We start from the raw sequence: 12,433 nt of genomic DNA, 5'->3' as shown, positions 1-12,433 counted from the left end.
GATTAATTCGCCTTAAAGCTTGCGGGAATAGGTGTATTACTCAATGGCTGTACAAACGTCCACGGTTTACCAGTTCCAGACAAATGATCTGCGGATACTTCGAGTGACAATCGCACAATCTTACGCGTCTTGCTGTCGGCTGCTACCCAGAAGTCACCCACCTGTGCTGCGCGTTCGGTATAGCCGACGCCCTCAATAACGGTAAGCGTGGGATTGGTGGCGAATAGGATACCAGCGCACCATGCAGCAAGTTTTTCTACGGTATCAATCTGGGATGGGATATCGGTAGCGGTATTCAAAGTAGTCATTATTTCAGAATCCTTTATGACGTGTAGTGTTTTTATAAACGACGTTTTACTGTGACCTAAAAAACGACGTTAATGAACGACGTTGTAAGAAGTAATATGTCTGTTCATGTAAAAGCATTGATAGCACCGTACCGAATGATGTGAAAGGCATTATCGACGAATGAAGAATTTCATGTACGCTGAAATGTATACCACGTAAGCGCTTTAGAAAATGTACATTAACGTCGCTACCCGTTTCCAAGGGTTTCCGTCGAAATGATGCCACCGAAAAACGAGACTGACAACGTAAGTTTATTTCATTCGGAACAGAAAACACGTCGTTCGACACGTCAGCACACTCTGGAAACGTATAGGTTCCCGGTTTGTCCGAACGTTGTACACAGCGCGTTTCAGTCTCCGAGAATAGACTCGTAAACACTCTCACAAGGTCACGTAATGGCAGTTAATCGCAAGTCTTACCTCTTTGGAGTTGCCCCCGACCAATTCATCATGATTTTACCCGATGAGTATGACGATATTGCATCATTTCTTGGCGCAACCGAACTTACCGGTGCTGCACCAGCGGGTGTGCAAAAAGAATCATTGAAATCCGTTCTAGCGTCTGGACGTGCCTTTCACATCAAGATTTCGTACCTAAACGGAACAAAACGCAAGACTGCAAAACTTGTGTGCGATCGCGCTCACATCGGTAGTGGTCTAGGGCTTGTTGGTAAGACTTTCAGGGGTTTCAAAATCCTCGGTGCCGTCATCCCACAGCATTTGACGTTCGGTTAGGCATCTCTCGTAATCCGTGGGCGGGTCGTACCGTCCACAATCTCAAATAAACATTCGCTAGGAATTTTAATCGATGGCTGGTTTATACGATATCTGTGTCATTACCGTAGACACCCAACAATACGCTTTCCGCGCTGCCAAAGGCTTTTACGTCGGTGCCGTTGCTACTGCTACCGGCATATCTGTCGCTGACTCAGACGCGGAGCTGAAGCTACCGCTCATCCCTGTCAAGGAATTAATGCGAGCTGGTGTTTTAAAGACATCTACTATTAACGCGAAATTAGGCACCAAGCGCTACAAGGCAAAAGTGCATTACACACTTGCCAAGGCTGCGACCGTAGAAACGGCATTAAAAGCGACCAAGATTCCTACCGTTGCAGGTAAGGCGTCTTCTGGGGCTGATATCGATGGATTCAGTGATTCATTACGCGTAACAGGTCGGAGCTAAGATATATGTCTTTATCGTTGGGAAATGCTGCAAATTGGTCACTCTATTATCACGAGACTTTCGCCAAACGGTACGACATTTCCGTACAGGATCCTGATTACGGTTTTATCGGTGAGTTGGTGATACCTGTACTTTTTGACAGTCCATACCTGACGGTAAAGGCAGTATCATCAACCGCTAAACCGACGTGGAAGCAATTAGGGTACGTCAAGCAAAAGATACGTGTTGGCATTGAAGCCGGCGGTACGGTAGACGCATTCCTGAACAGACGTTACCTGCTGTCACTGAATCAACCTACTTTATTGACGTTCGACCCGAACATCGCCTCCACGTATGCGCTATGGTTCAGACCTTTTAACTGGTTCGACGATGTGACACTTTCGATTTACACCTACACCGGTGATACGTCTACGGGTGGCAGTAGCGGCGGTAGCGTCGATTTGACGGGCATTCAATCTGATGTCACTGCTATCAAAACAGATGTATCAAACCTTGTAGAACTTATCGCAGGTGAGTAATGGCATTCAATGTAAACGACGATCTAGATCTTACCGTAAGCCAGAATTCCAACAGTATCATCCGTGCCATAAACATCCTAGCGTCACAAGTGAAACTGTTATCCGGCAAAACAAGCTGGAAAACGCCACCGACGACAAGTATCGAAGTAATTAGTACATCATCGGGTAGTGGCGCTGTTTATCCCACGAGTTTTACTCACTGGCACGACGAAAGCAACGTAGAGGTAGGCGGATCGATAAGGATTGACACTAACAGCAACGTCGCTTACGGAACTGAAATCTACCAAGATCCACCCGCCCTTAACGACAGTTTCAGTTTCAGTCGGAATTTGAAATCTGGTAACTACGTCCTGTCTATCTTGACCGTAGGGTATACGAACTCAGGGATTGTAAAACTAGAGATAGATGGAACGACATCCTTTGACGATCTTGACCTCTACAGCAGTTCAGCCATATTTAATAGGGTGCTTACGAGGAATATTACTATTTCCACTGACGAAACTCATAAGTTCAGGTTTACAGTGATCGGTAAGAATCCTTCCTCCAGTAACTACTATTTTTCGTGTCGCAAAATTTGGGCGAACAAAACTTAGTCCAGTAATAACATCAAACAAGGTGAAACGAAATGAGAATCAATTTATCGTCAATCTCGAATATCCTCGCTAACATTGCGGCGCTATTGCAGGGCATCGTTACCGTGGAACAGTCGGATAAGAACAATAAAAAAGCGCTACCGGATAACGATAACGCTAATAACAATCAATGAATAATTCGTTTTGGATTGGAATGATCGTACCGTGCCTAGCTGCGATCGCAATGAAGGTCTGGGATATGTCTCATACCAACGAGAAGGCAAACCGCGATCTGATGATAAAAATACTTCTGCAACTTGAGCGTCACGAATCACTGTTTTCGTCAATACAAGAGGATATCCACGAATTGAAAGAGAAGTTTTAAGTTTTCCCGTGTGTGTTTAAAGGGTAGCGTCCGAGATGGATACTACCCTTTTTCTTTGCACGTCGTTTTTATACGTCGTTTTATACGACGTATAAAACGTCGTTCGTAAGCGTCGTTATTTTTCAGAAGTATCTACCTGTGACTTGAAACCGATGATTTCGGTTTCGATTGAGCGTTGTCAATGCACCTTCGACGCTTTCCGTGATCCGTCAACTACTTTTATCCATTTTTCGTGTGGCTCGTTTAGTCCCTTGACCTTGATAATTTTTTCGATCTTCTTCTTAAACTCCGCTTTATCATCCCCTTGTCGTAGTGCTGCTATCATACGCAAACCATACGTATCATGAGTTTCGATACATTGCTCTATTATTTTCGTGTAGTCATCCTCGGTCACGAGAAAACGTCCAAAGTCTTGATAAGTGCCGTGTGCTTTTATTGCTAACCGTTTCGCTTCCCGCTTACCGCCGTGTATGATCATTTGCCATTTGACATTCATATCACTGAGATTTCCGAACCACTCATCTGTACCTCGGATCATCCAGCTTTCACCCTTTAGATGGTAAGTAATAACATACAAGTCACTACAGCAGTCCGCTATCCAAAAGTAATCTGTTGTTAGGTATATTTCCTTGATTGTCATTATCCGAGCTCCTATTTAGTACAAGCTGTATATTTAGGTGGAGTTGTGCGATACGTCGTTTTAGAACGTCGTTAAAAAGGACGTATATAAACGACGTATATAAAACAAGGGAATAGTCACCCTCGTTAAGGCTGCACTATTCTTTTAGTCTTAGCGTTTTCCTCTCCTTGGCAATATCCTTTAGTGCCCTGTTGATACGCTCATCAATACCACCTTTCCTGTATCTTGAAAAGTGATATTTTACGCTAGCTATTGTTGCTAGTTCCTCTGGCGATGATACGTGGTTCAATCCGATGTCGTTGCCACATCCGTGCAAAGTAATTGCACGTCGCTATTGAATTTAAATCAACCATAAACCCACGTAATTGCGTGTCCGTGAGCGTCGTCAATAATAGAATTAGTGCGCTCGATAATATCGCACGAAAAAGCCTTTGGCAAGCCTTCGACATCCATGTCCATGCCGAAACACGCGACAATGTTGTCAACTTGTTTGGATGTTGTAACGTCAATAGAACCGCAGGGAATGCCAGACAGATGCTCGTGATAAGGGTTGTACCAGATAGATATGCCGTAATATTCAAGTCCTTTCCGCTTAGATACTCTTAGATCGAACTCACCGCAATTGAATATTCGCACCACCTTACCAAGGTGTCGCTGATATATGCATCTCATATTCTCTCCCGTAAAATCTTCTGTCGTGTGTAGTTGTTTTTTTTTTATTAACGTCGTTTTAAAACGACGTTTACTGTTCATGGATATATGTCACTTATGGGAAGAATTTCTCATGAGCCGCTCATAGATATCCTCATCCCCACGTTCTTCCGTTTCGACTTCTGACACTACTTTTAGCGCCTCTGCGTTCTCTTTAACGGCATCCTTTGTCTTCTGGATAACCAATTGCGCTCTCTCTAGCCTGACAGAGTTATACTCGCTCTTGACGGCATTTAACTGTATTAGAAGCTTCGATTCTTTCTCTGTGAGCGCTTTTATCTGTACATCAATATCGGACAGTGTTGGCAGTGACAGGTATTGAACTGATGGGCAATCTCTTTTTTCTTTCGCGATCCGTTCACATTCAATAAAATACTTGCGGATGGTTTTACCTTGCTGAGTACCTGCTATCATGCCCAGCATTTTGAAGCATTCAACACTAAGTAGCAAAACCTCAGAAGGTCTGCCGCCCGTGCTTTTGATACCTGTCCGTAAAAAGTCTTCACCTTCTATAAAGTTAGATTTTAGAGTGTCACTAGCGGTCTGTTTTTTACTCCAGCCTATCCACTGCCAAGCGTCATCAAGGTCAATAGGGAATAGATCATCTGAGTCGTACAGCGAAACTGCTAACGTCTTATTGAACATCATGTTTGTCATTTTTTTTTTCATGTGCTTTGTAATGCAGTGATTTTCCTGGCGTCGTCTTGGAGCGTCGTTAAAAACGTCGTTCAAAAACGTCGTTGTATTTTTGGGATGCTAAACAGCGGGCTAAACGAGTCTTACGCAGATGCGCCAACCTAGCGCGGGCGATTGCGATCGCTCTATAAGCCTCGTCAACGGTTCTCACTCCTGCTAGCACCTTGTAGCTCTCCCTACATGCCCTCCGCTCCGCCTTCTGTTCCGCACGCCTCGCAATTGCAGCAGGACTGAACCTGGGTTCCATTATCAATGCGTAGAGTTCGTCCTCATCTTCGGAGTTCATCTCGCTTGCTATCACTGACTCAGGTTTGTTTAGTAGTACTTGCATTGTATTTTGCTCTATATAGTGTCTGAACCTGCCGTTACACCTCCCATTACTTTGTCGCTTGACTCATGTCACTCAGTACGTCGTCAGAAGCGTTTAACAGGTATCTGTATTCCGTCGTCAGCACTTGCAGTTAAGCGCTATGGGACTGATGTATCTCTAGACCCCTTGCTGTAACTGCCTTTGCTTTTACGTTTCCACCTTGGCTTAGTGGCATGTATTCAAAATAACTCAATGTGATGTCACTATGCAATCACCGATAATTATCGATTATGCCATGAGCATCACTAAAAGTGATAGCACTGTGACATCACCAGGATGTAAACTGAGGTCAGACTAGCAGCAAATAGAAGATAATATCGGGGAAGTGTATGAGCAATGAAGTGGTACGTCAGAAGAGATTTACATTCACTATCAATCCTGAACTGGCAGAGGCATTAAAAAAACAAGCGGACGCCGAGTATAGATCGGTAGCATCTCTTATTAATGCTGTTGTGGCTGAATACCTGAAAAGTAAGGGACATGACATAGGGCAAGAATAATACCAATCGCATTATCAAAAAAAAACAGCAAAGCAGGGTAGTGACACCCTGTTTTTTATACGACGTTTTAGAGCGTCGTTTTTTATGACGTTTTAAAACGTCGTTTTGCGAAAGCACCGTATATGCCTGCCCTCTCGATCGCATTTATGACACGTTGCTTGGTTTCGACAAATTAATCTGCGACTCGATCGAGATATTCATAAAAGATTCGGGTTGGCAAGACGTATACGCCATCCTCGGTTATAAACGACGTAAATAAACGACGTTTAAAACGTCATAGTAAAACGTCGTAATCAACACACACATACACCACGGGAATAAAATCGATGACAAATGCAATTACAACCGTTCAATCACTTGCCGCTAATGACGATATCTCTATGACTGACAACGGCATAGCAGTATTCAGCTTAAATGCGGTAGCACAAATGGCTGGTGTATCCAGGGCTGCAATATCCAAGGCATTCAAGAACGTCAACCAAAGTCCATCAAAACTAGCTGAAACGCTTATACAGCAAGGCATTAAGAGTGTCAACCTAGAACGCTATGGATTGACTGGAGTACCAGACACGGCTGTTGCTCATATCCTGTTTTACTATGCCGCTGAAGCTGGGAGGTACTGCACGGTAGACGCTCGCAATTGGGTTAAGACTTATACCTCCGTGGGACTGAGGGCGTACGTCCACAACGCTCTAGGCTATTCGTCACAAACTCAATCGTCTACCATCGTTCACCAATGCCCAATAGAACGCGAAATCAAAGCAATCGACGAGCATAAAATCGCGGTGCAACAGGAAATTGACGTTCACAAGCGTACAATCACGCGGTTAGAAGATGAATACGACGACTTGAATATCCGTCAAGCAGGTTTGTATATCCAAAAATACGAACCGATCGCAAAACGCATACAGGAATGCGAGGACGTTATCGCCAACGGTATCGGTAAGAACAGTAAGAAGCACCTCTCGTAATCGTCACACGTAAACACACACTATAGGAATCATCAAGATGTACAATGCACTTGTTTTGCTCGGTCAGTCTGGTGTCGGTAAGGATGCAATTGCGAACACGCTAGTGATAAAATTATTTGAGCATTCTTTGAGCGTAAATACTGTGTGCTAAAAACTACTAAAAAACGTCTATTTTGTACTTAAAAATAGTAGTTTGAGCATTGAATGAGCATTATTAAAAGAATGAAACTTGAAAGCATTGATAATACGTGGTTTTAAGTCACCATCGCTGTTGGCGGATGTTTTGTGCCGGGGAATTTACCGATAATCAATACACAATTGAAGGTACAACTTTACACGATCGCGTCCACACCACAAGCGATATACAGCGAGGAGAAACTTGGCAAGTTCGGGCAATTTGGCTCAAGTCTGAGCAATACAAACTCATCGGTAAATCTGATTTGATTGAAGCCGAATCTGGTCAAGTTTATCCAGTAGAATACAAACGAGGACGCAAAGGCGAATGGGATAACGATGAGTTGCAAGTTTGTGCCCAAGCCTTATGTTTAGAAGAGATGACAGGACAACCTGTTAATACTGGATATATCTATTATGCCCACTCCCATCAACGGCAATTAGTAGAGATTAATGCAGAGTTACGAGAAAGTGCGATCGCTACTATTGAATCTGTGACAAATCTCCTAGAAACAGGAGCAATGCCAAAACCAGTTTACAGCAAACGCTGCCAAGGATGCAGTCTTTATTCGCAATGTTTACCCAAAGCAATCGATAAAGTCAAAAGTTACCAAGAAGTAAATTAAATCATCCTCTGGTAACTTCTAGGTTGAGGACATATTCACTTTTAACACTGTTCAAAAATCTTGTATTTAGTCCTCTTGAGAGGACTTAACCTATTAGCCTCGGAATTTATTCCAAGGCGGGTTGGCAACGAAGCGAGAGATTAAAAAGATATGGGTAATGACAAGTTTAAAAAAGGGGGGTTGGGGGGATCTTCGCGCAGTAAACAAGCTAACCAAATCGTATTGTATTGAATTTGATAACTTTCAATTAATTAAGGATTAAATCATGGGAACACTTTACGTAACACAAGCCGATGCTTTCATTGGTAAAGTTGACGAACGTCTCACCGTCAAAGCTGAACAAAAAACAATCTTGGATATCCCTTTAATTAAAATAGAAGGAATTGTAGTAACCCAAGTTGCTAGTTATTGATTCAGGCGATCGCTTTGTGCAATAAAATCCCCTCCAGAGATGAAAAACGGAGGGGAATATGTTAAACGAAATAATTACTGTCTATGCTATGATCGATGATTTGTTAAAGGCGATTAGGCATAGTGAAGACTGTCGCCGAGAGATAAATGACGCAGAAATCATTACAACTGCCATCTGCGCGGCGATGTTCTTTAATGGTAATCATAGCAAGGCTTGTAGCTATTATGTTAGACCATAATTTGATATCTAATATGTTAGAAAAGTCACGATTTAATCGGAGATTACACAGTGTCTCAATGTTAATCAACGACTTGTTTCATCAAGTGGGAATGATACTGAAAGAAATTAGTGATTCCACTGAATATCTTTTAGACTCTTTTCCAGTGCCCATCTGTGACAACATCCGGATCTTTAATGTAAGAATAATCCAGTCTGAGCAGTATAGAGCGGAGTCGGAGATGCTCCGCCTCCGGGTTACATCGCATCCAAAAAACGATATTTTTAGGGCGTTCGAGTTCAGTTATTAACAACCAAAAATGGTATTCCCGTAGAATTTGTGTTTATGCCTGGTAGTGCTAACGATATACGTGCTTTAAATGCCTTACCTTTAAATCTCCCAGCTGGTAGTAAACTTTATGGTGACTCAGCTTACACGGATTACACCATTGAAGATGACTTGGAACAAACAAGTCAAATTTTTTTACAAGTCATGCGAAAAAAGAACTCCCAGCCTCAGGATCAGCCTTGGAATCAATATATTAAACAACATACTCGGCATTATATCGAAACTGTATTTAGTAGTATCACTTGTGTTTTCCCAAAATCAATACATGCAGTCACTTATGAAGGGTTTTTACTTAAGCTACAAGCATTCATTTTTTCTTTTACTCTTCAACAAGCTTTTATTGAATAAGTAATTTATATAACTTAAAATTATTTCAGTATCTGAATGCTGGCAACAACGGCATGGCAGGTTGGCGCTACCCACCAACCCCACTTTGCCCGCCGCAGGCATCGCATCAATTGAGCGATCACAAGTTCATATCAGTCGATAACCCGCAACTTGGGTTATTAGACTTATTGCATCAATCAATGAGCTTTCACCCTAAATCCCTCTCCCAAGTTGGGAGAGGGACTTTGAAATGTCTATTGTCTACAAATAGACATTTATATGAGATTACACTTGTATCAAGTTAGCTTAATCATTTATAATTCCAGCTATAACTCCGCTAAAGCTACGCTTTTGCTCCCCGAATAGCAAGTAAGGAAGGGCTGAGATAGGGTTTTTTGACGATCGCAATTAACCGAACTTGATATTAGATGTAAACCAAGCAGGTAAGGTAAGAAAAATGCTGAAAAACAAGAATCTACTGGTAGCAGCTATTATCTGCTTGTGTTTGAGTAATGGGAATACTGCCTTTGGTCAAAATGTTGGCGTTATTTCAGCAAAAATTCAAAATACTCAGTCCGCAGTTATTCGGAACAAAAACGCAGTTACTAACTTCGAGCAAGGAAGCAATCTCTATAAACAGGGAGATTTAAAAGGAGCGGAGGCGGCTTTTCGGAGGGCAATTGAACTAGAGCCCAATTTTGCACAAGCTTATATTGCCTTGGGAAATACTCTCGACGATCGAGGTAAACCACAAGAAGCGATCGCTCAATACAATAAAGCCATTAGTCTCGATCCTCAAGACTCTAGAGCATATTTTAATCTAGGTTTGACTTTAGCAAGACTGAATCAGTTAGAACCTGCGATCGCCCAATATCAGAAAGCCATCAGCCTTGAACCCAAGTATGCTGAAGCTCACTATAACTTAGGAAATGCTCTCTACGCTCAAGGCAAGCCTACAGAAGCAGTTACCGAATATACAACAGCAATTCGCCTCAAACCAGACTATGCACCGACTTACACCCGTTTAGGAAATGCTCTCTACGATCGAGGTGAGCTAGCAGAAGCAGTTACTCAGTATAAAAAATCTATTAGCTTCGATTCTAACTATGCAGACGCTTACTATTACTTAGGAAACGCTTTATACGCTCAAGGAAAGCCAGCAGAAGCAATCGCCAACTATACCGAAGCCATTCGCCTCGCTCCGAAAAATCCAGCAGGTTATAATGCTTTGGGAAATACTCTGTACGCTCAAGGAAAACTAGAAGAAGCGATCGCACATTACCAAAAAGCCATCAGCTTCGCTCCTAATTATGCAGACGCTCACTATAATTTAGCAAGTGCTTTTTACGCTCAAGGCAAGCTCACAGAAGCAATCGCGGGCTATACCGAAGTGATTCGCCTCGATCCCAAACACGCACAAGCTTACACAGGTTTGGGAAATGCGATGGACGATCGAGGTAAACCTCAAGAAGCGATCGCACATTACAAAAAAGCCATTAGCCTTGTACCTAACGATGCATTCACTTACTATAATTTGGGAATCACTTTAGGAAGACAACAACAGCCAAAAGAAGCGATCGTTAATCTCAAAAAAGCCAGAGAATTATTCCAAGCTGAGAAAAACAAGGAGATGGTTGAGCAAGTCGATCGGCTAATCCAGAAAATTAATATCCAGACGAATTGAATAAAGAGCAGGGGAGCAGGGGAGCAGCACTTCGGCTACGCTCAGTGACCGAGGGGCAGGGGAGCAGGGGAGCAGAGGAGCAGAGGAAGAAGAATTATTAATTATTGATCAATGCCCAATGACAAATGACAAATGACAAATGACAGAGGCAAAGTCTACCTCGTAGGTGCTGGGCCTGGAGATGTAGCATATCTGACAGTAAAAGCTTACAATCTTTTAGCTGCTGCTCAGGTGTTAGTTTACGATGCTTTAGTAGATGCTCAATTATTGCAGTGCGTACCAGATGATTGTCTGAAGTTGGATGTCGGTAAACGCGGTGGCAAACCCAGTACAAGCCAAGCACAGATTAACAAGTTACTGGTAAAGCACTGTCTCTTAGGAAAACAAGTTATACGGCTCAAATCAGGCGATCCGTTAATTTTTGGGCGTTGCACTTCCGAAATTGAAGCGTTGAAAGCATCCGGTTGTGATTTTGAACTAGTACCAGGAATTTCCTCAGCCCTTGCAGCACCTTTGTTAGCAGGAATTCCCCTAACAGATCCGGTGTTAAGCCGCACTTTTGCAGTGCTTACAGCTCACGAACCAGAGGTTTTAGACTGGGAGGCGCTGTCACGGTTAGAGACACTGGTAATTTTGATGGGAGGGCGACATCTACGAGAGATTGTAGATCGACTGGTGCAGCATGGGCGATCGCACTTAACACCCATTGCCATCATCCGTTGGGCAGGAACTCCCGATCAACAAATTTGGACGGCGCAACTGGGTAATATTCTAGAACTTACCGCCGGATTATCCCTTTCTCCGGCGGTAATTGTGATTGGCGAAGTTGTTGGGCTACGCAAGTACTTACAACCTGAGAAAATAGATTGTCAGGTTTCGACTACAGCCAAAACTTTTAGCCCCCCTGTTATGTCAAGCAATTTCCCCCTATCTCCCCTTACTGGTAAAATGATTTTGGTGACACGTTCAGTTGGCCAATCGAGTCAATTTAGCGATCGCCTCATTGCATCAGGTGCAACCGTCATCGAAATGCCTACCTTAGAAATCGGCCCCCCCTCCAGTTGGGAAGCTTTGGATAATGCGATCGCTCATTTATCTGACTTCGACTGGTTAATTCTTACTTCTACCAATGGCATAGACTACTTTTTTGAAAGGCTAACTACCCAAGGTAAAGATAGCCGTGCCTTAGCTGGCATCAAAATTGCCGTCGTTGGTGAGAAAACAGCCCAAAGTCTCAAACAACGCTCTCTGCAAGCAGATTTTATTCCCCCCAACTTTGTTGCCGATTCTTTAGTGGAAAATTTCCCAGATAAATTAGATGGTAAAAAAGTGTTATTTCCCAGAGTTGAAAGCGGCGGCAGAGAAGTTTTAGTTAAGGAATTAACTCTCAAGGGAGCAAAGGTGATAGAAGTTGCGGCATATCAATCTTGTTGTCCTAGTAGTATTCCACCTGCGGCAAAGTTAGCTCTCCAAAACCGCAAGGTAGATGCAATCACCTTTGCCAGTTCTAAAACTGTACAATTTTTCTGTCAACTTACTAATAGTATATTTTCCAACAACTCTAATCCTAGCCAATTATTAGAGGGAGTTTGTATTGCCTCTATCGGCCCCCAAACCTCTAAAACTTGCCATGATTTATTCGGACGTGTGGATGTAGAAGCCGAAGAATACACTTTAGATGGTTTAACCCAAGCACTGATCGTATGGGCGACAAATTCGTAGATGGGGAGCAGGGGAGCAGCACTTCGGCTA

16 protein-coding genes and 2 pseudogenes are annotated in these 12,433 nt (G+C 43.0%); 13 read left to right on the top strand and 5 right to left on the bottom strand.

Annotated features, from left to right (window positions below; translation table 11 throughout):
- Window positions 1-2: 2 nt before the first annotated feature.
- Window positions 3-308 (bottom strand): glucose-6-phosphate dehydrogenase, encoded by a 306-nt coding sequence (locus tag V7K45_RS15485; RefSeq protein WP_335004838.1) that lies wholly within the window; start codon window positions 306-308, stop codon window positions 3-5.
- A 435-nt stretch (window positions 309-743) separates the two neighbouring features.
- On the opposite strand from V7K45_RS15485, the gene V7K45_RS15480 reads away from it, so the two are divergent.
- From V7K45_RS15480 to V7K45_RS15460, 5 genes are all read left to right on the top strand, one after another.
- Window positions 744-1,082: a hypothetical protein gene (locus tag V7K45_RS15480; protein ID WP_335004836.1), complete on the top strand. Its 339-nt coding sequence runs from the start codon at window positions 744-746 to the stop codon at window positions 1,080-1,082.
- 73 nt (window positions 1,083-1,155) lie between these two features.
- Window positions 1,156-1,530, top strand: coding sequence for a hypothetical protein (locus V7K45_RS15475; protein WP_335004834.1), 375 nt, complete (start codon window positions 1,156-1,158; stop codon window positions 1,528-1,530).
- Window positions 1,531-1,535: 5 nt separating this feature from the next.
- Complete coding sequence (locus tag V7K45_RS15470) at window positions 1,536-2,048, top strand: hypothetical protein (RefSeq protein ID WP_335004832.1); 513 nt, start codon at window positions 1,536-1,538, stop codon at window positions 2,046-2,048.
- A gap of 89 nt (window positions 2,049-2,137) precedes the next feature.
- On the top strand, window positions 2,138-2,641 hold the full coding sequence (locus V7K45_RS15465; RefSeq protein WP_335004830.1) for a hypothetical protein: 504 nt from the start codon (window positions 2,138-2,140) through the stop codon (window positions 2,639-2,641).
- 169 nt (window positions 2,642-2,810) lie between these two features.
- Window positions 2,811-3,005 (top strand): hypothetical protein, encoded by a 195-nt coding sequence (locus V7K45_RS15460; RefSeq protein WP_335004828.1) that lies wholly within the window; start codon window positions 2,811-2,813, stop codon window positions 3,003-3,005.
- 178 nt (window positions 3,006-3,183) lie between these two features.
- Here the strand turns inward: V7K45_RS15460 and V7K45_RS15455 are convergent, their stop codons facing one another.
- The 4 genes from V7K45_RS15455 to V7K45_RS15440 all read right to left on the bottom strand — a co-directional run bounded on the left by V7K45_RS15455 (window position 3,184) and on the right by V7K45_RS15440 (window position 5,203).
- Window positions 3,184-3,645 (bottom strand): hypothetical protein, encoded by a 462-nt coding sequence (locus V7K45_RS15455; protein WP_335004826.1) that lies wholly within the window; start codon window positions 3,643-3,645, stop codon window positions 3,184-3,186.
- Between the two features lie 345 nt (window positions 3,646-3,990).
- Window positions 3,991-4,317, bottom strand: coding sequence for a hypothetical protein (locus tag V7K45_RS15450; RefSeq protein ID WP_335004824.1), 327 nt, complete (start codon window positions 4,315-4,317; stop codon window positions 3,991-3,993).
- 90 nt (window positions 4,318-4,407) lie between these two features.
- On the bottom strand, window positions 4,408-5,013 hold the full coding sequence (locus V7K45_RS15445) for a hypothetical protein (RefSeq protein WP_335004822.1): 606 nt from the start codon (window positions 5,011-5,013) through the stop codon (window positions 4,408-4,410).
- A 58-nt stretch (window positions 5,014-5,071) separates the two neighbouring features.
- A complete protein-coding gene (locus V7K45_RS15440) occupies window positions 5,072-5,203 on the bottom strand; it encodes a hypothetical protein (protein ID WP_335004820.1) in 132 nt (43 codons plus the stop codon).
- Between the two features lie 198 nt (window positions 5,204-5,401).
- On the opposite strand from V7K45_RS15440, the gene V7K45_RS15435 reads away from it, so the two are divergent.
- The 8 genes and pseudogenes from V7K45_RS15435 (at window position 5,402) to cobA (ending at window position 12,403) form a co-directional block, all read left to right on the top strand.
- On the top strand, window positions 5,402-5,557 hold the full coding sequence (locus tag V7K45_RS15435; RefSeq protein ID WP_335004818.1) for a hypothetical protein: 156 nt from the start codon (window positions 5,402-5,404) through the stop codon (window positions 5,555-5,557).
- Between the two features lie 194 nt (window positions 5,558-5,751).
- Window positions 5,752-5,922: a hypothetical protein gene (locus V7K45_RS15430; RefSeq protein ID WP_335004816.1), complete on the top strand. Its 171-nt coding sequence runs from the start codon at window positions 5,752-5,754 to the stop codon at window positions 5,920-5,922.
- A gap of 380 nt (window positions 5,923-6,302) precedes the next feature.
- On the top strand, window positions 6,303-6,893 hold the full coding sequence (locus tag V7K45_RS15425; protein WP_335004814.1) for a hypothetical protein: 591 nt from the start codon (window positions 6,303-6,305) through the stop codon (window positions 6,891-6,893).
- 248 nt (window positions 6,894-7,141) lie between these two features.
- Window positions 7,142-7,693: a CRISPR-associated protein Cas4 gene (gene cas4, locus V7K45_RS15420; RefSeq protein ID WP_335004812.1), complete on the top strand. Its 552-nt coding sequence runs from the start codon at window positions 7,142-7,144 to the stop codon at window positions 7,691-7,693.
- 265 nt (window positions 7,694-7,958) lie between these two features.
- Window positions 7,959-8,099, top strand: a pseudogene (locus V7K45_RS15415) (CRISPR-associated endonuclease Cas1); the annotation flags it as partial.
- 64 nt (window positions 8,100-8,163) lie between these two features.
- Window positions 8,164-9,018 (top strand): annotated as a pseudogene (locus V7K45_RS33000) (IS982 family transposase).
- Between the two features lie 436 nt (window positions 9,019-9,454).
- A complete protein-coding gene (locus tag V7K45_RS15405) occupies window positions 9,455-10,681 on the top strand; it encodes a tetratricopeptide repeat protein (RefSeq protein WP_335004810.1) in 1,227 nt (408 codons plus the stop codon).
- A gap of 132 nt (window positions 10,682-10,813) precedes the next feature.
- Window positions 10,814-12,403 carry a uroporphyrinogen-III C-methyltransferase gene (gene cobA / locus V7K45_RS15400; protein WP_335004808.1) on the top strand — a complete coding sequence of 530 codons (1,590 nt, stop codon included), beginning with the start codon at window positions 10,814-10,816 and terminating at the stop codon, window positions 12,401-12,403.
- Window positions 12,404-12,433 lie beyond the last annotated feature (30 nt).

This window comes from Nostoc sp., assembly GCF_036917375.1.
Taxonomy (GTDB): Bacteria; Cyanobacteriota; Cyanobacteriia; order Cyanobacteriales; family Nostocaceae; genus Nostoc.
This window is presented reverse-complemented; position numbering and strand designations above follow the sequence as displayed.

Bases quoted from the DNA above. Each gene is read 5' to 3' on its own strand.
- V7K45_RS15485 (WP_335004838.1), bottom strand. From the start codon at position 308: ATGACTACTTTGAATACCGCTACCGATATCCCATCCCAGATTGATACC.
- V7K45_RS15480 (WP_335004836.1), top strand. From the start codon at position 744: ATGGCAGTTAATCGCAAGTCTTACCTCTTTGGAGTTGCCCCCGACCAA.
- V7K45_RS15475 (WP_335004834.1), top strand. From the start codon at position 1,156: ATGGCTGGTTTATACGATATCTGTGTCATTACCGTAGACACCCAACAA.
- V7K45_RS15470 (WP_335004832.1), top strand. From the start codon at position 1,536: ATGTCTTTATCGTTGGGAAATGCTGCAAATTGGTCACTCTATTATCAC.
- V7K45_RS15460 (WP_335004828.1), top strand. From the start codon at position 2,811: ATGAATAATTCGTTTTGGATTGGAATGATCGTACCGTGCCTAGCTGCG.
- V7K45_RS15455 (WP_335004826.1), bottom strand. From the start codon at position 3,645: ATGACAATCAAGGAAATATACCTAACAACAGATTACTTTTGGATAGCG.
- V7K45_RS15450 (WP_335004824.1), bottom strand. From the start codon at position 4,317: ATGAGATGCATATATCAGCGACACCTTGGTAAGGTGGTGCGAATATTC.
- V7K45_RS15445 (WP_335004822.1), bottom strand. From the start codon at position 5,013: ATGACAAACATGATGTTCAATAAGACGTTAGCAGTTTCGCTGTACGAC.
- V7K45_RS15430 (WP_335004816.1), top strand. From the start codon at position 5,752: ATGAGCAATGAAGTGGTACGTCAGAAGAGATTTACATTCACTATCAAT.
- V7K45_RS15425 (WP_335004814.1), top strand. From the start codon at position 6,303: ATGACTGACAACGGCATAGCAGTATTCAGCTTAAATGCGGTAGCACAA.
- V7K45_RS15405 (WP_335004810.1), top strand. From the start codon at position 9,455: ATGCTGAAAAACAAGAATCTACTGGTAGCAGCTATTATCTGCTTGTGT.
- cobA (WP_335004808.1), top strand. From the start codon at position 10,814: ATGACAAATGACAGAGGCAAAGTCTACCTCGTAGGTGCTGGGCCTGGA.